Origin of the sequence: Vibrio sp. ZF 223 (assembly GCF_003050585.1) — a bacterium.
In the GTDB taxonomy this organism is placed as follows: Bacteria; Pseudomonadota; Gammaproteobacteria; order Enterobacterales; family Vibrionaceae; genus Vibrio; species Vibrio crassostreae.
In genome coordinates, this window is sequence record NZ_PIGB01000005.1 from 21,692 (window position 1) to 41,164 (window position 19,473).

The 19,473-nt window shown below is 45.2% G+C and carries 19 protein-coding genes; 8 read left to right on the forward strand and 11 right to left on the reverse strand.

The features are described 5' to 3' along the window. The first annotated feature begins 128 nt into the window (after positions 1-128). Positions 129-1,367, forward strand: a complete 1,239-nt coding sequence (locus tag CWO13_RS11680; protein ID WP_048661237.1) for a uracil-xanthine permease family protein — start codon at positions 129-131, stop codon at positions 1,365-1,367. A gap of 141 nt (positions 1,368-1,508) precedes the next feature. Here CWO13_RS11680 and upp read toward each other — a convergent pair whose 3' ends face one another. Beyond that, positions 1,509-2,135, reverse strand: coding sequence for a uracil phosphoribosyltransferase (gene upp, locus CWO13_RS11685; RefSeq protein ID WP_017060716.1), 627 nt, complete (start codon positions 2,133-2,135; stop codon positions 1,509-1,511). 169 nt (positions 2,136-2,304) lie between these two features. Between upp and purM the strand changes: the two genes are divergently transcribed. Then, entirely contained in the window at positions 2,305-3,345 is a 1,041-nt protein-coding gene (gene purM, locus CWO13_RS11690) for a phosphoribosylformylglycinamidine cyclo-ligase (protein WP_008222945.1), read from the forward strand. Positions 3,346-3,465: 120 nt separating this feature from the next. Beyond that, positions 3,466-4,152 carry a phosphoribosylglycinamide formyltransferase gene (gene purN / locus CWO13_RS11695; protein ID WP_102432042.1) on the forward strand — a complete coding sequence of 229 codons (687 nt, stop codon included), beginning with the start codon at positions 3,466-3,468 and terminating at the stop codon, positions 4,150-4,152. 100 nt (positions 4,153-4,252) lie between these two features. On the opposite strand, the gene CWO13_RS11700 is transcribed toward purN, so the two are convergent. Together CWO13_RS11700 and lpcA are read right to left on the reverse strand one after the other, a co-directional pair. Next, on the reverse strand, positions 4,253-5,098 hold the full coding sequence (locus tag CWO13_RS11700) for a class II glutamine amidotransferase (RefSeq protein WP_017079424.1): 846 nt from the start codon (positions 5,096-5,098) through the stop codon (positions 4,253-4,255). A 67-nt stretch (positions 5,099-5,165) separates the two neighbouring features. After that, positions 5,166-5,741, reverse strand: coding sequence for a D-sedoheptulose 7-phosphate isomerase (gene lpcA, locus CWO13_RS11705; protein ID WP_004734322.1), 576 nt, complete (start codon positions 5,739-5,741; stop codon positions 5,166-5,168). Positions 5,742-6,069: 328 nt separating this feature from the next. Between lpcA and fadE the strand changes: the two genes are divergently transcribed. Next, positions 6,070-8,535 carry an acyl-CoA dehydrogenase FadE gene (fadE, locus tag CWO13_RS11715; RefSeq protein WP_102432043.1) on the forward strand — a complete coding sequence of 822 codons (2,466 nt, stop codon included), beginning with the start codon at positions 6,070-6,072 and terminating at the stop codon, positions 8,533-8,535. 130 nt (positions 8,536-8,665) lie between these two features. On the opposite strand, the gene CWO13_RS11720 is transcribed toward fadE, so the two are convergent. Next, on the reverse strand, positions 8,666-9,913 hold the full coding sequence (locus tag CWO13_RS11720) for a TIGR03503 family protein (protein WP_102432044.1): 1,248 nt from the start codon (positions 9,911-9,913) through the stop codon (positions 8,666-8,668). Positions 9,914-9,922: 9 nt separating this feature from the next. Then, the gene (gene dnaQ / locus CWO13_RS11725; protein ID WP_017060722.1) at positions 9,923-10,690 is read right to left on the reverse strand and encodes a DNA polymerase III subunit epsilon; all 768 of its coding nucleotides are present in this window, start codon (positions 10,688-10,690) and stop codon (positions 9,923-9,925) included. 56 nt (positions 10,691-10,746) lie between these two features. Between dnaQ and rnhA the strand changes: the two genes are divergently transcribed. Further along, positions 10,747-11,211 carry a ribonuclease HI gene (gene rnhA, locus CWO13_RS11730; protein WP_048661234.1) on the forward strand — a complete coding sequence of 155 codons (465 nt, stop codon included), beginning with the start codon at positions 10,747-10,749 and terminating at the stop codon, positions 11,209-11,211. Between the two features lie 119 nt (positions 11,212-11,330). Here the strand turns inward: rnhA and CWO13_RS11735 are convergent, their stop codons facing one another. Next, positions 11,331-12,113, reverse strand: coding sequence for a class I SAM-dependent methyltransferase (locus tag CWO13_RS11735; protein WP_048661233.1), 783 nt, complete (start codon positions 12,111-12,113; stop codon positions 11,331-11,333). A 53-nt stretch (positions 12,114-12,166) separates the two neighbouring features. Here CWO13_RS11735 and gloB point away from each other — a divergent pair, with 53 nt between their 5' ends. The 3 genes from gloB (at position 12,167) to CWO13_RS11750 (ending at position 15,253) form a co-directional block, all read left to right on the forward strand. Continuing rightward, the gene (gene gloB, locus CWO13_RS11740) at positions 12,167-12,925 is read left to right on the forward strand and encodes a hydroxyacylglutathione hydrolase (protein ID WP_048664593.1); all 759 of its coding nucleotides are present in this window, start codon (positions 12,167-12,169) and stop codon (positions 12,923-12,925) included. Between the two features lie 70 nt (positions 12,926-12,995). Then, positions 12,996-14,570 (forward strand): LysM peptidoglycan-binding domain-containing protein, encoded by a 1,575-nt coding sequence (locus CWO13_RS11745; protein WP_102432045.1) that lies wholly within the window; start codon positions 12,996-12,998, stop codon positions 14,568-14,570. Beyond that, positions 14,567-15,253: a YIP1 family protein gene (locus CWO13_RS11750; protein ID WP_048661230.1), complete on the forward strand. Its 687-nt coding sequence runs from the start codon at positions 14,567-14,569 to the stop codon at positions 15,251-15,253. Before CWO13_RS11745 ends, CWO13_RS11750 begins: the two co-directional genes overlap by 4 nt. A 34-nt stretch (positions 15,254-15,287) precedes the next feature. Here the strand turns inward: CWO13_RS11750 and CWO13_RS11755 are convergent, their stop codons facing one another. From CWO13_RS11755 to accA, 5 genes are all read right to left on the reverse strand, one after another. Continuing rightward, positions 15,288-16,130: an endonuclease/exonuclease/phosphatase family protein gene (locus tag CWO13_RS11755; protein ID WP_107898672.1), complete on the reverse strand. Its 843-nt coding sequence runs from the start codon at positions 16,128-16,130 to the stop codon at positions 15,288-15,290. Between the two features lie 61 nt (positions 16,131-16,191). Continuing rightward, positions 16,192-16,530: a nitrogen regulatory protein P-II gene (gene glnB, locus CWO13_RS11760; RefSeq protein WP_004738609.1), complete on the reverse strand. Its 339-nt coding sequence runs from the start codon at positions 16,528-16,530 to the stop codon at positions 16,192-16,194. A gap of 130 nt (positions 16,531-16,660) precedes the next feature. Further along, positions 16,661-16,972 (reverse strand): c-type cytochrome, encoded by a 312-nt coding sequence (locus CWO13_RS11765; protein ID WP_048661228.1) that lies wholly within the window; start codon positions 16,970-16,972, stop codon positions 16,661-16,663. Between the two features lie 58 nt (positions 16,973-17,030). Then, positions 17,031-18,368, reverse strand: coding sequence for a tRNA lysidine(34) synthetase TilS (gene tilS / locus CWO13_RS11770; RefSeq protein ID WP_107898673.1), 1,338 nt, complete (start codon positions 18,366-18,368; stop codon positions 17,031-17,033). A 126-nt stretch (positions 18,369-18,494) separates the two neighbouring features. Next, complete coding sequence (gene accA / locus CWO13_RS11775; protein ID WP_017060731.1) at positions 18,495-19,454, reverse strand: acetyl-CoA carboxylase carboxyl transferase subunit alpha; 960 nt, start codon at positions 19,452-19,454, stop codon at positions 18,495-18,497. Between the last annotated feature and the right edge of the window lie 19 nt (positions 19,455-19,473).

Below are 19,473 nucleotides of genomic sequence, written 5' to 3' on the forward strand. Positions count from 1 at the left end.
ATGGATATAAAACATCACTAAGATAAATAAATTTGATCTATTTGGTGTGGCAATCGATTGCTAAGTGATAGAATCCCGCGAATTTTATTTTTCGCTTTTCATATAACGACCATTTTTAAGGACATAACATGAAAAATGCTCTGCAAGGTGCGCAAATGCTGTTTGTAGCATTTGGTGCGCTTGTACTCGTGCCGCTACTAACAGGACTTGACCCCAACGTTGCACTCTTTGGCGCAGGTATTGGTACCCTTTTATTCCAACTTATTACACGCCGTTCAGTGCCAATCTTCTTAGCATCTTCTTTTGCATTCATCGCGCCTATCATGTTTGGTATTCAAACTTGGGGTGTAGGCGCAACCATGGGTGGCCTAATGGCGGCAGGTGTTGTGTATGTACTAATGGGCGCGTTAATTAAAGTTCGTGGCGTTGGCTTTATCCATAAACTGCTCCCACCAGTCGTTGTTGGCCCAGTAATTATGGTTATTGGTTTAGGTCTTGCACCTGTTGCAGTTAACATGGCGCTAGGTAAGACAGGCGATGGCGCGGTTCAACTTGTTGATGCAGACGCTGCACTGTGGATCTCTTCTATTTCACTGTTAGTGACGATTGTCATCAGTGTGTTCTCAAAAGGCTTCCTTAAGCTGCTGCCAATCTTCGGTGGTATTGTTGCGGGTTACATCACCAGCTTGGTATACGGCGCGGTAGACTTCACACCAGTAGCGCAAGCATCTTGGTTAGCACTACCAAACTTCACTGCGCCAGAGTTCAACATCAACGCTATCTTCTTTATGGTGTTTGTCGCGATTGCACCTGCTGTTGAGCACGTAGGCGACATGCTTGCTATTTCTAATGTAACAGGTAAAGACTACCTTAAGAAACCAGGTTTACACCGCACTATTACTGGCGACGGCGTGGCAACCATTGCCGCTTCAATGCTGGGCGCGCCACCAAACACTACGTACAGTGAAGTAACAGGTGCAGTAATGCTGACCAAAGCATTCAACCCAGTGATCATGACTTGGGCAGCTGTAACAGCTATCGTTCTTGCATTGGTCGGTAAGCTAGGTGCACTACTTCAAACGATTCCGGTTCCAGTAATGGGCGGCATCATGATTCTACTGTTTGGCTCTATCGCAACCGTTGGCTTGAATACTCTAATTCAGAACAAAGTTGACCTACACAAATCACGCAACCTTGTGATTGTCGGCATTACTTTAGTCTTTGGTATTGGCGGCATGGCCTTTGGTATCGGTGATTTCAGCCTACAGGGCGTAAGCTTGTGCGGTATCGTGGCGATTCTACTTAACCTAGTGCTTCCAGAAGAGTTAGGTGACAACACTGTGGTAGACAAAGCTCAAATCGATTAATGAATCGGTAAGGCTAGATTCAAAAGAATCACAAACCAACAAGATCAAAAAAGGGAGAGCATTGAATGCTCTCCCTTTTTACTAATACGGCTAATTCAGCGAGTTAAGAAACGGTTTAGAGTCACTTAAGCTGAAACCGAATTACTTAGTACCGAAGATCTTATCACCAGCATCGCCAAGACCAGGAACAATGTAGCCCTTGTCGTTTAGCTTCTCATCGATTGCAGCGGTGTAAAGCTCAACGTCTGGGTGCGCTTTTTCTAGAGCAGCGATACCTTCAGGAGCAGCAACAAGCACAAGAATCTTAAAGTGCTTACAACCTTTCTCTTTCATTAGGTCGATAGTCGCGATCATAGAACCACCTGTCGCAAGCATTGGGTCTACCACTAGAGCAATACGCTCGTCGATGTTAGATGCAAGCTTGTTGAAGTATGGTACTGGCTCAAGTGTTTCTTCGTCACGGTAAATACCAACAACGCTGATACGTGCACTTGGGATGTGCTCAAGAACGCCGTCCATCATGCCTAGACCAGCACGTAGGATTGGCACTACCGTTACTTTTTTACCTTTAATTTGGTCAACTTCTACTGGACCGTTCCAACCGTTAATCGTCACACGCTCAGTTTCAAAGTCTGATGTCGCTTCGTATGTTAGAAGGCTACCCACTTCTGTCGCTAGCTCACGAAAACGCTTAGTGCTAATCTCACCTTCACGCATCAGGCCAATTTTATGTTTTACTAGCGGGTGTTTCACTTCAACAACTTTCATTTCCAACTCCGGCAATATTTAAACAAACCTGTAGATTATACACGAACTCTAAGGTTATTTCAGAATCTTTATTCTAATAAAAAAAACCGCGCAAACGTTTGCTCTTGGTAATCAAGCCCTGTTAGAATAGCGCCGTTTTCACATCCAACTTAAGTTCGAGGACTATCCCGTGAGTGGTAATACTTCTTCTCTAAGCTACAAAGACGCTGGTGTTGATATCGACGCAGGTAATGCACTAGTAGACCGTATTAAAGGTGCTGTTAAACGCACTCGTCGCCCTGAAGTAATGGGCGGTATTGGTGGCTTTGGCGCCCTATGTGAACTTCCAACGAAATACAAAGAGCCGGTACTTGTTTCAGGTACTGATGGTGTTGGTACTAAACTTCGCCTTGCTTTGGATCTGAAAAAACACGACACCATTGGTATCGACCTAGTGGCAATGTGTGTGAACGACCTAATCGTTCAAGGTGGTGAGCCGCTATTCTTCCTAGACTACTACGCAACAGGTAAGCTAGATGTAGATACAGCAGCAGACGTTGTTTCTGGTATCGCTGAAGGTTGTGTTCAAGCTGGTTGTGCACTAATCGGTGGTGAAACGGCTGAAATGCCAGGCATGTACGAAGGCGACGACTACGACGTAGCTGGTTTCTGTGTTGGTGTTGTAGAAAAAGCTGACATCATTGACGGCACTAAAGTAGCAGCAGGCGACGCACTTATCGCTGTTGGTTCAAGTGGTCCACACTCAAACGGTTACTCTTTAATTCGTAAAGTTCTAGAAGTTTCTGGTGCTGATAAGAGTGAAGAACTAGAAGGTCGCACTATCGGTGAGCACCTACTAGAACCTACTAAGATTTACATCAAATCGGCACTTAAGATGATTGCTGAGCATGACATTCATGCTATCTCGCACATCACAGGTGGTGGTTTCTGGGAAAATATCCCACGCGTACTTCCTGAAGGCACTAAAGCAGTCATTGATGGCAAGAGCTGGGAATGGCCAGCTATCTTCAACTGGCTACAAGAGAAAGGTAACGTGGAAACATTTGAAATGTACCGCACTTTCAACTGTGGTGTAGGCCTAGTTGTTGCTCTACCTAAAGATCAAGCAGACGCTGCTGTTGAACTACTGAAAGCAGAAGGCGAAAACGCTTGGGTTATCGGTGAGATCGCAAACGCTGAAGCTGGCGAAGAGCAAGTAGAAATCAAATAAGTGATACGCTCACTTACTTAGTTAATCAATGAGGACCTAATGGTCCTCATTTTGCTATTTAGCCCGCAGAAAACCTTAGTTTATGTAGGTACATTGTAAACAGTCCAGTTAACCAATCGCATGACCCACTCTATGAAGAACAGCCATTCTATGAATAACAGTCACTCTAAGAAAAACATCGTCGTTTTAGTCTCAGGAAGCGGAAGTAACTTGCAGGCAATTTTGGATGCCTGTGAGAGCCACACGATTGATGCCTCTGTTAAGGCCGTTTTCTCAAACAAAGCAGAGGCTTTTGGTCTAGAGAGAGCAAAGTCAGCAGGTGTTGACGCTCATTCGGTGAATCCAAAAGAATTTAATTCGCGTGAAGAATTTGATCATGAATTGATGGTTCAGATCGATGCTTACCAACCCGACCTGATTGTACTCGCTGGCTATATGCGCATTCTGAGTTCAGAGTTTGTTCGTCATTACGCGGGTAAAATGATCAATATCCACCCTTCTCTGTTACCTAAGTATCCGGGGCTGCACACCCACCAGCGTGCTATTGATGCTCAGGACAAAGAGCATGGCACCAGCGTCCACTTTGTTACCGAAGAGCTCGATGGTGGTCCTGTAATCTTACAAGCTAAGGTGCCAGTATTTGAAGGGGATGATGCCGACATGCTAGCGAGCCGAGTACTCACCCAAGAACACTGCATTTATCCTCTGGTCTGCAAGTGGTTCGCGGAAGATCGTTTATCAATGGCAAACGGACAAGCTATCTTAGACAGCAAGGCATTGGGCAAACACGGTTACGCAGAAGAGTGATTCGTTAAAACTAAACCAAATAAAAAGGCCGCTTACTGATTCATTAGTTCAGTAAGCGGCCTTTCTTTTATGCGTTTCAAATTAATACTATTCGGAATACTTAGCTCAATGGCTCAGTTGGTGCTTGGCTTGCAACCTTTTTAGGTGCGTAAGCAACATCTTCCAACGCTTTATGGTTATTACCAATCAGCTCACCAAAATGAAACAGTGCGTATTCGCCTGGCTTCATTCTAAACCACTCTTCATTGCATGTTAGAGGCTGCGTTGCGACGACCGTAACCACATCATTTGGCGTGGTCTCTTCTTGAAAGTTTATCTCAACATCTTCATCAATCAGGCTCGCATTACCAAAAGGTGCACGTCTTGTTATCCAGTACAAGTGATTCGTACAATAGGTCATCACATACTCACCATCACTGAGTAGCATGTTAAAGACACCTTTCTCACGCAACTGGTCACAACATTCCGCGACAAAGCGAAACATACCTTCCATGTCTTGTGGTGGTTCAGGGAAACGATCTTCTAGCTGTTTCACTAACCAACAAAAAGAAAGTTCACTGTCCGTCTCGCCGACAGGTCTGAAACGACCACTAACCAGATCATCGTAATCCGTTAATTGGCCATTATGAGCGAAGGTCCAGTATCGTCCCCATAGCTCACGGGTAAATGGGTGAGTATTTTCTAGATTAACGCCACCACGATTGGCTTGACGGATATGACTGACAACAGCTTGGCTTTTAATTGGGTAGTTTTGAACTAACTCAGCAATCTTTGATTCACAGCTAGGGTTAGGATCTTTGAACGTTCGAAAGCCCTTCCCTTCATAAAAGGTGATTCCCCAACCATCACGATGTGGTCCGGTATTACCTCCACGCTGCATCAGGCCGGTGAAACTAAAACAAATATCAGTTGGCACATTCGCGCTCATACCGAGCAATTCACACATGGTTTAATCTACTCCCTTTTAAAACCAATGGAGCCACAAACCTGGGCTCCAAATGTCTGTAAAACTATTATTCCATTTCTTTTTCAACAAGCTGAATCACAATATGAATGATCTTAATGTGAATCTCTTGGATACGGTCTGCGTAACCAAAATGTGGCACTCGGATTTCGATATCAGCGCAACCCGCCATTTTACCGCCATCTTTACCCGTCAATGCAATCGTCTTCATGCCTTTAGCTTGAGCAGCTTCAATCGCTTTCAAAATGTTGGCAGAGTTACCTGAAGTCGACAGACCGAACAACACATCACCTTTACGACCTACCGCTTCTACATAACGAGAAAATACGTGGTCGTAGCCAAAATCATTACTCACGCAAGACAGGTGGCTTGGATCTGAAATCGCAATACCAGCGTAACCTGGACGGTTTTCACGGTATCGGCCAGTAAGCTCTTCTGCGAAGTGCATTGCATCACAGTGTGAACCACCGTTACCACAAGAAAGCACTTTGCCCTCTTGCTTGAATGAGTCAGCAATCAGTTTTGCCGCCGCTTCAATTTGAGCGATGTTATGGTCATCACTCAGGAACTTATTCAGAACGTCAGCAGCTTCGTTCAATTCACTTTTGATTAGGTCATGGTACATAAGGCTTATCTCTTATATTTTTTTACGCAACTTAAAGTACGTGAAATGAGAGCTGAGGGTTTTCCCCTCTTTTACCTGAGTTTACCCACAAACATGAAATAGTGTCGACACTTAAGCCCAAAGATTGCCACCTTAATTAGAGTCTCGCTGCCGATCCGTCCAAATATTCGCCACCAACCTCTCACAATTAGAACTTTAACTCTATTGAGATCACTTTTTATTCACTTTGGAGTTTTACAAATATTTAATATTTTGTTTACACTTGACTGGTTAGACCTCTTACCTAAAACTTAATAACAATAAGTGATCTCTGAAAAGGAAATCGATCATGAACATATTGCTCTCCCTACTCGGCATGACAGCCATCTTAGGCGTCTGTCTTTACCATAGAGTTAGTCTGGTACGTGCATTAGTTGTATTAACTGGCGCAATGGTAGCATTAACACTGTTCGGCGGCGTGGCAGTCACTGGTTGGCTTTGTTACTTGTTAGCCGTTGCGATCTTTGCTGTGCCAGCCATTCGTCAAACTCTCATCAGCCAAAAAGCGCTTTCTGTATTTAAGAAAGTACTACCGGCAATGTCTCAAACAGAAAAAGAAGCACTGGAAGCCGGCACCGTTTGGTGGGAAGCAGAGTTGTTCAAAGGCAAGCCTGAATGGAAAAAGCTACAAAACATCGCTGATCCAAAACTGTCTGGCGCAGAACAAGCGTTCCTAGACGGCCCGGTAAACACGGTGTGTGAAATGGTCAATGATTACCAAGTCACCCATGAGCTTGCAGATTTGCCACCAGAAGTATGGCAATACCTGAAAGACCATAAATTCTTCGCCATGATCATCAAGAAAAAATACGGCGGTTTAGAATTCTCGGCTTACGCTCAGTCTTTGGTTCTTCAGAAGCTAACCGGCGTTTCTAGCGTATTGTCATCAACGGTTGGCGTACCTAACTCATTAGGCCCTGGTGAGTTATTACAACACTACGGTACAGAAGAACAAAGAAATCATTACCTGCCGCGCCTAGCGGAAGGTAAAGAGATCCCTTGTTTTGCCCTGACGAGCCCAGAAGCTGGCTCTGATGCAGGTTCAATCCCAGATTACGGTGTGGTATGTAAAGGCGAATGGCAAGGTGAAGAAGTATTGGGCATGCGCCTAACTTGGAACAAGCGTTACATCACCCTAGCACCTGTCGCGACGGTATTAGGCTTGGCCTTTAAACTGCGTGACCCTGATGGTCTGCTTGGTGACCAAAAAGATCTAGGCATCACTTGTGCGCTTATCCCAACGGATTTAAAAGGCGTAGAAATTGGCAATCGCCACTTCCCGCTGAATGTGCCGTTCCAGAACGGTCCGACGCAAGGCGACGATATCTTTGTGCCTATCGACTTCATCATTGGTGGCCAGAAAATGGCAGGTCAAGGCTGGCGTATGCTGGTTGAGTGTCTGTCGGTTGGTCGTGGTATCACACTGCCTTCAAACTCAACGGGTGGTATTAAGTCTGCTGCATTAGCAACGGGCGCTTATGCTCGTATTCGTCGTCAATTCAAACAACCGATTGGCCGCATGGAAGGGGTTGAAGAGCCACTTGCACGCCTAGCGGGTAACGCTTATGTGATGGATGCGGCAAGTAATCTAACCGTTGCAGGTATCGATCTTGGCGAAAAACCTTCGGTTATCTCAGCAATCGTTAAGTACCACTGTACACACCGTGGTCAGCGCAGCATCATCGATGCTATGGATATTGTTGGCGGTAAAGGTATTTGCTTAGGTCCATCGAACTTCCTAGCTCGTGGCTACCAAGGTTCGCCTATCGCGATTACGGTTGAAGGCGCAAACATCCTGACTCGTTCAATGATCATCTATGGTCAAGGTGCGATTCGCTGTCACCCTTACGTACTTAACGAAATGGAAGCGGCTTATTCTGAAAGCAGTGATGCTCTAGATAAGTTTGATTCGGCGTTAGCAGGACACGTTAGCTTTACTATGAGTAACCTAGTCCGCAGCTTGTGGTTTGGTTTAACCGATGGCCGTGGTTCAGATGCGCCAACACCTTCAAATAAAACCGATAAACAGACACAACGTTACTACCAACAGCTAAACCGCTACAGTGCAAACCTAGCGCTACTGTCTGATATCTCAATGGCAGTTCTAGGTGGCTCACTGAAGCGTAGAGAACGTTTATCAGCAAGATTGGGGGACATCCTGAGTCAACTTTACCTCGGCTCAGCAACGCTGAAACGCTTTGAAAGCGAAGGCAGCCACGCTGAAGATCTACCGTTAGTACATTGGGGTATGCAAGATAGCTTACGCCAAACTGAAGTGGCGATTGATGAGTTCTTAGCGAACTTCCCTAACCCTGTGATTGGTCGTCTGCTTCGTGTTGTGCTAATGCCATTTGGCCGTATCCGTCGTGCACCAAACGACAAGCTGGATAGCAAAGTCGCGCACATTCTACAAACACCAAGTGAAACACGCTCTCGTATCGGTCGTGGCCAATACCTAGAAGCAACGGAATACAACCCAGTAGGTAAGATTGAAAAAGCGCTAGAAGTGATTCTTCAAGCTGAACCTCTGTTCGATAAGGTTTGTAAAGAAACACATCAAAAACGTGCTTTCTTACGACTCGACCTTGTCGCTCAGTTGGGACTTGAAAAAGGTATCTTAACGCAAGACGAAGCAAATCTTCTGATTAGCGCTGAGGAACACAGACTGTACACGATTAACGTTGATGACTTCTCACCAGAGGAGCTTGCAGCAAAGTCTCAGTACCCAGACCAATCGATTGATAACGTCGCTTAAGGTCAAAAATAGAAACAAAAACGGGACTCCTATGAGTCCCGTTTTTTTGTTCATGACATCGTTGTCAAAAATTCTAATGCTTTATCTCTGGCGGCTTATTCTCTCCAGACAACCTAATCATCTAAGCGAGTTACTTAGGCGCTTTAAGCTGCATCTCAGGTAACGCTTTTTTCTTCGCCTTGACCTTACGAACCACAAACCAAATCAATAAGCCCAATAGAATAGCGACCACATTACCCACCGCAATAATGATCATACTGCGCTGTCTGTCATCTTCACGTTTTTGAAGGATCATCAACTCTGTTGCGATACGCTTCTGTTCAGCAAGTGCTTCTTCTTGAAGGCGTCGTGACTCTGCTAAGTCGATATCTTCAACAACGCTGTACGACTGCTCAGTAATTGGAAAGATAAGCGGGCGCTGACTTGAAGCATCAGTGGCATAAACCATCCCTGACCAATTATAAATCCCTAAATCGCCATTATAAGGCAGCTCTAAAGCGACTTTCATTGCGTCGACTTCAGCTTGCCCCTGCTTGTAAATAACATATTCATCAGGAGCCTTGTGCTCAACATGAACCGCCAAAGAGCTCGGTGCGATCATCCCCTGTTCACCAGACACCACAATAGTATGAGGTAAACCCTCTTTTCGAGACTGAATAAAGGTGGTAGTGAGCGGTGTTGGGTAAACCAAGACTTCTTGCTCTTGCGCTCGCAGGAACACACCATTACCAGAGGTAATTCGCGCTCGGTATTTACCGGGCTCGATATCAATTGGTAAGGATACTGTGAATACGCCGTCTCCCGCTTTTTCATCAAGATCAACACCATCATCAGCAAACTCGCCCATCACAACCGGAACCGGGCGAGCTTCTCTCACTAAAGACTCTTCGTTTTCAACAAACTTAGTAAAGGTAACCTTAAGCTTCACGCGATCGAGAAAATCACGCAGCACAAGCGGCTTGCCATCAGAGGTGAGACGGGCGGTAAATTTAATGCGCTCAGTCTGATACAACTTGTCGGGAAACTCATTAGCATCCAAAACAAGATGAGACAGGAGCTTGATGTTGTTCTTAGGGGAAACTTTACCTATCGCTTGCCAAGGGCCAGGCATCGGATTGTCGATAGATATAATGTCCATGGACGACTCTTCGTACCAACGGACATTATCAGCATTGCGCCAAGAGTAGTATTTCTTGCCATCAGGACGAACCAAAACGACAGGTTTAGAGTTATCGGCTCGATAAATCACAAAGGTGACTTGTTCAATACTGGAATCAACTCGAAAACGGTTGTCCAATAAACTCATTACGGATTCTGTTGCCGCATGCAAGCTAAAGCTTAACAGCAATAAACAACCGGTAGCCAATACCCTTAACATACTCTCTCCCTACTGACGCCAGAGGCAGCTTCCGCTTTTCTCGACGAGATCTAAACGACTTTGATGCGCTTCTACTTCATCGGCCGTAGCTCGTAAAACCTTTAGGGATTTTCGACCACTTTCTACTCTTCGTATGCTTTCGGCTTCGCCTTCCTGTTGACCAGCGTTAAATTGCAGCGAAGTTTGGCCACCCGTCATCAATAAGTAGACGTCGGCTAGGATCTCCGCATCGAGTAATGCACCGTGGAGAGTACGGTGCGAGTTATCAATACCATAACGGTCACATAAGATATCTAGGTTGTTTCTTTTACCTGGGAATATCTTCTTCGCCATCGCCAAGGTATCGGTAACTTTACAGTAGTCATCCGTTTTACCTATCGCTGGATTAAGCTTCTCAAACTCATAGTCCATAAAGCCGGTATCGAAGGGCGCGTTATGAGCCACCAGCTCTGCACCTTTTATAAAGTCGAGAAACTCTTTATGTATGTCTTGATATTCAGGCTTATCAATCAAGAACTCATCGGTAATACCGTGAACGCCAATCGCCTCTTCTTGAATCGCACGATCAGGTTTTATGTAGACGTGAAAATGACGCCCGGTCAACCTACGGTTGATGATCTCTACTGCACCAATTTCAACGATGCGGTGACCCATGTAATGAGGGCCACCTTCTGTATTCATACCGGTGGTTTCGGTATCGAGTACAACAATGCGCTTATTTTCGTTCGAACTGTTTTTTTCGTTCGTGCTTTGTTCTGGAGTGCTACTGGTATTCATAAGGATAACTGTGTCAGACTATGCCGATAATGTGCTTGAGGTAATAGTATCAAATCATGACGAAACAAGTTGAAATTTTCACTGATGGTTCTTGTTTAGGCAACCCTGGTCCTGGCGGCTATGGCATCGTACTTCGCTACAAAAAAGTCGAGAAGACGCTAGCAGAAGGTTTCACGCTAACAACCAATAACCGTATGGAAATGCTCGCCGCTGTCGTTGCTCTCCAAGCCCTCAAAGAGCCTTGTTCTGTGATTCTGACCACAGATAGCCAATACGTGCGTCAAGGCATCACACAGTGGATTCACAACTGGAAAAAGCGTGACTGGAAAACAGCCGACAAGAAACCGGTTAAAAATGCCGATCTGTGGCAAAGGCTTGATAAAGAAACCGCTCGCCATAGCGTTGATTGGCGCTGGGTAAAAGGACACGCAGGACACAGAGAAAACGAAATGTGTGATGATTTAGCAAGAAACGCAGCGGAAAATCCGACTAAAGAAGATACGGGCTATCAGCCAAGTTAATCGTCTTTTAGAATTAGACGTACATTTCAGAAAATGATTTATTGTTCCTGAAACTGATTGATAACGCCTTAAATTAATTGATAATTTCTTAACCGAACTAGTAGATAAAAAGCCGACAACTAGTCGGCTTTTTCTGTTTTTAGCGGATATGACGCTTTGGCGGAATCCATTGTACGACGCGTATTGGTTCTAAAACTTGCTCCAACAGGTGAGAAACGTCGCTTAAGGTGCCAATGTGGCTTGATAGGTTTAAGCGGGTAAGTACGTTTACGTGCAACAATAAAGTATTGGCTTCCGGCGAAGGATGCACATCCACCTAAGCTGTTCTCCAACCACGTCCACATCGCTTGATACTTACTCATCGGAAACAGCGCGTAGGTGTCACAATGAATCACTTCATAATTAAGTACCCCTAACCAGTCTTTTATTCGGTTAGGCGTGTACATGCGCCCACTCCAAGGCAAACTGTTCTTTCGCCAAGGCATCAAACTGGCAAGCCCAGTGACACTAATCGGGTTAAAGCCAGTGATAATGATATAGCCATCGTCCATCATGACTCGATCAACTTCTCTCAATAAGCGATGTGGGTCATTGCTATAATCTAACTGATGACTCAACACCACAACATCAAAGCTTTTCTCCAAAAAGGGCAAATTATAGCCATCCGCTATCACATTATGTAATGGGTTCTGGATATCTAGGTTTACTTGATGTTGAATGTTGCATGTGCAGCTAGAAATCTCACTACTGAGGCCGCCGAGCTTGAGCATATGGTAACCAAATAGCTTTGGGCACCACTCATCGAGTCGAGTTTGAATAGATTCTCTCAACCAGTCCCCATTGTGCAATTGCGCCCAAGTATAAGGACGTTCAAACTTCTTTCTGCTACGTGCTGGCTTCATCAATAATCTGTCTCACTTATTCTGTCGCACTAAAAGTGACTGGAGAACCAATAATGTTACATATCAAAAGCATACCTGCATTTAACGACAATTACATCTGGCTGATTGAAAATAGCGATCGCCGTTGTGCTGTCGTCGACCCCGGTGATGCGGCTCCAGTATTAGAGTACTTAGCACACCATGAGCTAACTTTAGATGCAATCTTGATTACGCACCACCACCACGATCACATTGGTGGCGTTCCAGAACTAGTTAGACAATTTCCCGGCGTTGATGTCGTGGGTCCAAGGAATGAACCAATCCCCACCTTAACTCACCCAGTCGATGATGGTGACCAATTAGAACTGTTTGACGAAGTATTCCTCGTCCTAGGGCTCAGTGGCCACACCGCGGGTCATATTGGTTATGTAGGTGATGCAAAACTGTTTTGTGGTGATGTGCTGTTCTCTGCGGGTTGCGGCCGAATCATGGAAGGCACACCACAACAGATGTTCGATGCACTGAATAAGATCACGGCGCTACCTCAAGAAACCGAAGTTTATTGTGCGCATGAATACACTGCCGCAAACATCGCTTTCGCATTAGCGGTTGAACCTGACAACCAACATTTGCAGCAATATCGCGACCAAGTGAACCGACTTCGCGCGCAAAATAAGTCGACCATCCCCACAAATTTGAGACAAGAGAAGTTTGTGAACCCCTTCTTGCGCTATACCGAGCCAAGTGTAGTGAAATCAGTGTCTAATCGCACCGAGCAGACCGACCCTTTATCGGTATTCACCGCTTTACGTGCGTGGAAGAACGAATTTTAACAAATACAGACTTGTCACTCATAGGGGGTGGCAAGTATTATCATCGGCCGTTAATTAAAAAGGCTGTAACATGCGAGTTAAGTACAGCTGGGCTTTGGTATTACTACTTTCTGGTTGCCAATTAACTCAGTCAGAGAATCCAGACCAAGCTTCCGAGCAAACCAACACATCTCCTACTAAAGAAGTTTCTCAAGCGAACGTTTCATCAGAAGCCACAGCCAAAGAAGATCAAAAAGTTGAAGCACCTGTCGTAACTCCACAAACACAACAAGATGTTTGGAAACGCATTGCGATGCAACTTGAAATGGAAGTACCAGACCAAAAGAAGGTCGACTACTACCGAACTTGGTACCTCAAGCACCCGAGTCATCTAAAAACCGTATCAAAGCGTGCTGAACCTTTCCTGTATCTGATCACCACTAAGATTGAAGAAAAAGGCTTACCACTAGAGCTGGCCCTATTGCCCGTTGTAGAAAGTTCTTTCGATGCGTTTGCCTATTCTCATGGCAGTGCTGCAGGTCTATGGCAATTCATTTCAGGCACAGGCAAAGACTACGGGCTTGAACAGAACTTTTGGTATGACGGCCGCCGTGATGTTGCCGCCTCTACCGACGCCGCATTAGATTTCTTATCAGACCTTAACCGACGTTTCGATGGCGACTGGAACCATGCGATTGCTGCCTATAACAGTGGCGGTGGTCGAGTAAACAGCGCAATCCGTAAGAACAAGAAGTTGGGTAAACCAATCGACTTCTTCTCTCTCGATTTACCAAAAGAGACCAGCAGCTATGTACCTAAACTGCTTGCTCTAGCTGATGTCATTGCCAATCAAGAAAAGTATGGCATCGATATCCCTGCGATCCCGAACAAGCCAGTGCTGACTCTGGTTAACCCTGAAGAACAGCTTGATCTAGCGATTGCTGCGAACTACGCAGGCATTCCAGTTAAAGAGCTGCAAGGCTACAACCCTGCTTACAACCAGTGGGCAACGGCACCAGAGAAACACCAACAGCTATTACTTCCTCTAGACTCAGTTGAAAAATTCAACAAAGAAGTCGCTGCCAATAAAGGCAAAGGCATGAAGTTGGTGCGTTACAAAGTTCAATCTGGTGACAGCATTAGCGTGCTAGCAAGCAAATACAACACCACCAGTAAAGTGATTCGCTCTGCAAACGGTTTGAGCAACAACAATATTCGTATTGGACAGCACCTGCTAATCCCAACATCAACTAAAGATGACAAGACATACGCACTAAGCGCTTCAAACCGCCTAGCAAGCACCCAGTCGAAGAGTCGTGGTCAATATAAGCTCAGCCATACAGTAAAAAGTGGTGACAGCCTATGGACGATTGCACGCGCAAATAAGGTATCTCACCAATCACTGGCTAAGTGGAACGGTATGGGACCACGCGACACGCTGAGAGTTGGTCAAGAACTGGTCATTTGGAAGAATGGTTCAGACGGCGCCGTCATCCGCACGATCTTCTATAACGTAAGATCTGGTGACACAGTCAGCGGTATTGCATCAAAGTTCAAAGTAAAAAGTACAGATGTTGTAAAATGGAACGCTTTGCAGAACAAGAAATACCTACAGCCAGGACAAAAACTCAAGCTGTATGTTGATGTAACTAAGGTAAGTGTATGAACCCGTCAAGTAACCCACTCGTCATGCTGTTGGATATATTCCGTTCACCAACAGCGTGTTTCTTAGCGCTTTATCAGCGAAGTGCTTGGGGATGGCAACCCTACGTCGTATTAATGCTCAGCCCATTTTTGTTTTGGGGTGCTTATTTTTCGAATGTCGATTTTGCATGGTTAAGTGCAGAGCTATCACAGCAATTGGCTCAAACTAACCCTGACCAATTGGCGTTACTTGACAGCAACACCCTACTCGCAAGTGAAATCATCAACGACGTATTTAGCCGAACGCTAACCATCGTTTTGTTGGCATTCTGGTTTAACCTAGCAACAAAGCCAAGCCAACATCAACATAGCTTTTGGCGATGGTTTGCAGCGGCATCCGTTATCATCTTCCCTGCAGTTTTAGGAGACATTGCGAGCTACGCAAGCCTGATACTCAAGCATGGGCATGTGATGAACTACGCCGCTGATTTGAATAGCTTAAACGGCTTAATCAAGTTACCGCTAACCAATGATTGGTCGCAGTTTGCTAGCTCATTACCACTGTTGTTGCCTTGGTACATTGTGTTGGGTTATGCCGCTGTATTGACGTGGACTGAGTTTGAGCGTGGTCAGGCACTGGTCATCTCTGGCTTACCATGGGTCGGCTACTACCTAATCTGGGCGCTCTACATTTTAATCTTTTAAGTTAAAGATATAAGGCTAGCGAAAACTCTCTAGCCTATTTAGCCTTAAAAGTCACTCGCATAGGGTTATGATCAGAAGCGTCCGTAATGGGCGCTTTTGCTTTTTCTACCTCTAGCCCTCGATAGAACACATGATCGAGCACCAGTCCTGTAATGAACTGAGTTCTGTTGTCTGGGTCAAAGGCTACTTCCGTCAAACCTACCTGTTTCAATGCACCTTTCAAGACAGCAAAGCGGGCTTCACTCCAACTATTAAAATCCCCAGCAAAAATAACAGGCCCACGATACTTTTGCAGATTGTCAGTTAAGCTCTTGAGCTGAGCTTTGTAATCTTCCGTACCAAACGTAAAGTTCACAGCATGGATGTTAATCACGGCCAGTTGTTCGCCGTTACTAAGTTGGTAACGCGACCAAAGCGCGGATTTTGGTAATTGAAGCCAAGGTTCTTCATGAGTATAAGCACAAGCTTCGATAGGCAAATGCGTCGCTAGGTTAAGTACACCAGCACTTTGCTCAAAGGCTTCAAACGCATTAACACGAGTGCTTCCCCACTGGCCACTCGTTACCCATTGGCGAAGTTCTTCTGTCATACTCGCTTCTTGCAACAAGACTAAATCGCTACCAGCCGACAGCTTATTTAATTCACTCTGCCAATTACTTCGGTTTTGCTTGTAGATATTCCACACCGTAATGTCTAAGCCATCAGACACATCAATTGCTTTCGGCTCAGAATTTTGGTAGCAACTGTAGATATCATTGCTGGTATTTTGAGAAGAGGTGATCAGGTTGGGTTTATTCGGGATCACGAAGATTAAATGAAAACTAACGACAGCAAGCGTTATCAATAGCGTGATAACAATGATGGTTTTCTTAAACATACAACACCCTACCAGAGATGAAAAAGGAGCGATAAACGCTCCTTTTAGGGTAATAGTTTTTTTATACGGCGTCTTCGTCTTCTTCACCAGTACGAATACGTACCACACGTTCAACGTCAGTAATGAAGATCTTACCGTCGCCAATTTTGCCTGTTTGCGCCGTTTCGATAATGGTATCAACACATTGGTCAGCCACTTCGTCGGTCACAACAATTTCCAATTTCACTTTAGGTAAAAAGTCGACCATGTACTCTGCGCCGCGGTATAGCTCAGTATGACCTTTCTGACGTCCAAAGCCTTTCACTTCAGATACTGTCATACCCGTAATACCCACTTCTGCAAGTGCTTCACGTACATCATCAAGTTTGAATGGCTTGATAATGGCTTCAATCTTTTTCATGTTCATCCCTTAAACTGTGCGAATGGCTCATTATCGGTTAGCTATAGTAAACATTCAATGAAAAAAGCCAGAGCTTTAAAGCTCTGGCTCGAAATTTATCATCTTGTTTAATCAGCGCTTTAAGAAGGTTTTACTTAAGGCTTGCGTAGTAAGCGGCTAGATTAGCAATATCTGCATCATTCAGCATTGAAGCTTGAGCCTGCATTACAGCGGCCAAACCGCCGGTACGCTGGCCGTTCTTATATGCGTTAATTGATGAAGCGATGTATTGCTCGTTTTGACCTTTAAGGTTTGGGTAACCTGGGATCACTGCGATACCGTCAGCACCATGACATGCTGCACAGATTGCTGCTTTAGCTTGACCCGCAGCAACATCACCCGCCAGAGCGTTACCACTCAATAGTCCAAATCCAAGAACTAATCCTAGTGTAATTTTCTTCATTGCATATTCCATTAATTATTTTTATTAAAGTGACGGTGAATTGTGACACAAACTTTTTCTACTTGCTCCAAAGCGCTTCACAATCTTGACCTTCGTAGTTTTTATCTACGAATAAGCCTAAAACAGCGATCACTCGATCGCCATCCATTAATATTGGCGTTCTGCGTCGTAACCAACTGGGTACTTGGTACTCTTGAAAGAGTTTTTTGAGCTTTCTGCTATGACCGCGTCCAACAGGATGCGCTGATAATCCTTCAGGGTTGAAGATCACTCGTAGCGCTCCGTTTAACCCCTTCAAGCTGAAGCTTTGCGAATTACGACCATTCGATACAGCACCACTCTGTGATGGCATGAATTGTAATCTCCCTAAACCATCGGGCAGTTGCAAGCTATCACCAAGCACAACATCGGCATGCCAACTCGACAAGTCCTTAGTCTCTTTCACTATGTAGAGCTGATGATTAAAACGCCTAACCTCAACCTCATTCAACACCAACTTAGGATTGGCGTCAGCCTGAGCGCATGCCACCTCATCCCATATAAGTTTGAGCTGCTTTTGGCTCGGCATCGGTTGATTACAGCGGCTCAGCCACATTCTTAATAGGCGTGCACGCAGTAAATCAGAGTGCTGAGACAATGCCTTAATACTTAAGCTGTGCTTCTCAGTTAAAGCTTGTTGTAAGTGAGACTCAAGCAACTCATCCAACAGTAACTCTTGCTCTGCACATAGCTGAGCGCTGCGACTGACCGATTCTCGGAAACTATGCCAACGCTCGGTCAGTGTCGGAGTGACTTGATGACGAATAAAATTACGGTCAAAACGCAGATCCTGATTACTCTCATCTTCTACCCAAGTTAAGCCCATGCCGTAAGCAGCTGCTTCAATCTCGGTTCGAGTTACCGATAGCATAGGGCGAACAATATGAGCATCAACAAACGGCATCACTTTCGCCATTGAAGAGAGGCCTTTAGGCCCACTGCCACGCTTCAACGCTAACAAGAAAGTCTCTACTTGATCATCGAGGTGTTGACCTGTAACAAGCACATCACCATATCGAATATATTGTTTGAAGGCGTGATATCTAGCATCTCTAGCGAGTTTTTCTATGCTTTCTCCACTGTTAACATCCAACGACACTCGCTCAATAGCTAATGGAATAGACAAACCATCACACCATGTTTGGCATTGTTCTACCCAGAGGTCTGCATTTGTACTTAAGCCATGGTGCACATGAACCGCATGGCACTCAATGTCGTGCGCTTGGGCATATTGAGCGGATAACTCCAACAACACTCGTGAATCGACACCACCACTGAAAGCGACGACCAACCTACTACGAGGCTTAAGCGCGCTTTGATCAAGTACAGATGTGAAAGTATCAATTAAGTGTGTCATGAGGCTACTAAACCAAGAGGTCGTGTGTGAAAGGATAATGTTTTAATAATAAAAAAGGGTTGGCACTGAGTCCAACCCTTTCATCAACTTGTTACGTTAAGCAGACCTTATTACTAAGGTAACTTATCAGCAGTAGCCGTAGCTCATTAGACGCTGGTAACGACGCTCAAGAAGCGTTTCGTTATCAAACTGCTCTAGCTCTTCTAGCTGTTTAACTAGCATGTCTTTCATGTTCTGAGCGGTTTGTGCAGGGTCGCGGTGCGCGCCACCTAGAGGCTCAGGAATGATTTCGTCGATAAGCTCAAGCTCTTTAAGACGAGGAGCAATCAGGCCCATCGCTTCAGCTGCTTGTGGGGCTTTATCTGAATCACGCCATAGGATTGAAGCACAACCTTCTGGAGAGATTACTGAATACGTAGAGTACTGAAGCATGTTCACGTAGTCACCAACACCAATCGCTAGTGCACCACCAGAACCGCCTTCACCCACAACGTTACAGATAACTGGAACAGAAAGACCAGCCATAACCTTTAGGTTTTTCGCGATAGCTTCAGATTGACCACGCTCTTCAGCACCAACACCTGGGTATGCGCCCGCTGTGTCGATGAAAGTAATAATAGGCATGTTGAAACGCTCAGCGGTTTCCATTAGACGTAGCGCTTTACGGTAACCTTCTGGCTTTGGCATACCAAAGTTACGGATCACTTTCTCTTTAGTCTCGCGACCTTTCTGGTGACCAATAACCATAACAGGACGGCCATTTAGACGAGCCATACCACCCACAATAGCTTTGTCGTCAGCGTAAGCGCGATCGCCCGCCATCTCTTCAAACTCTGTGAATGCATGCTCCAGGTAATCTTTTGTGTAAGGACGTTGAGGGTGACGAGCAAGTTGAGCAACCTGCCATGCACCTAAGTCACTAAAGATTTTCTGTTTAAGCTCTAAGCTTTTTTTCTCTAGTTGTTCGATTTCTTTGTCTAGATCTACCGCTGTGTCACCACCATGACGCGAAACGTCACGTAGCGCTTCGATTTTTGCTTCAAGTTCAGCGATAGGCTTTTCAAATTCTAGAAAGTTCAGGCTCATCTATGAATCCTTGTTGATT

Bases quoted from the DNA above. Each gene is read 5' to 3' on its own strand.
- CWO13_RS11680 (WP_048661237.1), top strand. From the start codon at position 129: ATGAAAAATGCTCTGCAAGGTGCGCAAATGCTGTTTGTAGCATTTGGT.
- upp (WP_017060716.1), bottom strand. From the start codon at position 2,135: ATGAAAGTTGTTGAAGTGAAACACCCGCTAGTAAAACATAAAATTGGC.
- purN (WP_102432042.1), top strand. From the start codon at position 3,466: ATGACCCACTCTATGAAGAACAGCCATTCTATGAATAACAGTCACTCT.
- CWO13_RS11700 (WP_017079424.1), bottom strand. From the start codon at position 5,098: ATGTGTGAATTGCTCGGTATGAGCGCGAATGTGCCAACTGATATTTGT.
- lpcA (WP_004734322.1), bottom strand. From the start codon at position 5,741: ATGTACCATGACCTAATCAAAAGTGAATTGAACGAAGCTGCTGACGTT.
- fadE (WP_102432043.1), top strand. From the start codon at position 6,070: ATGAACATATTGCTCTCCCTACTCGGCATGACAGCCATCTTAGGCGTC.
- CWO13_RS11720 (WP_102432044.1), bottom strand. From the start codon at position 9,913: ATGTTAAGGGTATTGGCTACCGGTTGTTTATTGCTGTTAAGCTTTAGC.
- dnaQ (WP_017060722.1), bottom strand. From the start codon at position 10,690: ATGAATACCAGTAGCACTCCAGAACAAAGCACGAACGAAAAAAACAGT.
- rnhA (WP_048661234.1), top strand. From the start codon at position 10,747: ATGACGAAACAAGTTGAAATTTTCACTGATGGTTCTTGTTTAGGCAAC.
- CWO13_RS11735 (WP_048661233.1), bottom strand. From the start codon at position 12,113: ATGAAGCCAGCACGTAGCAGAAAGAAGTTTGAACGTCCTTATACTTGG.
- gloB (WP_048664593.1), top strand. From the start codon at position 12,167: ATGTTACATATCAAAAGCATACCTGCATTTAACGACAATTACATCTGG.
- CWO13_RS11745 (WP_102432045.1), top strand. From the start codon at position 12,996: ATGCGAGTTAAGTACAGCTGGGCTTTGGTATTACTACTTTCTGGTTGC.
- CWO13_RS11750 (WP_048661230.1), top strand. From the start codon at position 14,567: ATGAACCCGTCAAGTAACCCACTCGTCATGCTGTTGGATATATTCCGT.
- CWO13_RS11755 (WP_107898672.1), bottom strand. From the start codon at position 16,130: ATGTTTAAGAAAACCATCATTGTTATCACGCTATTGATAACGCTTGCT.
- glnB (WP_004738609.1), bottom strand. From the start codon at position 16,530: ATGAAAAAGATTGAAGCCATTATCAAGCCATTCAAACTTGATGATGTA.
- CWO13_RS11765 (WP_048661228.1), bottom strand. From the start codon at position 16,972: ATGAAGAAAATTACACTAGGATTAGTTCTTGGATTTGGACTATTGAGT.
- tilS (WP_107898673.1), bottom strand. From the start codon at position 18,368: ATGACACACTTAATTGATACTTTCACATCTGTACTTGATCAAAGCGCG.
- accA (WP_017060731.1), bottom strand. From the start codon at position 19,454: ATGAGCCTGAACTTTCTAGAATTTGAAAAGCCTATCGCTGAACTTGAA.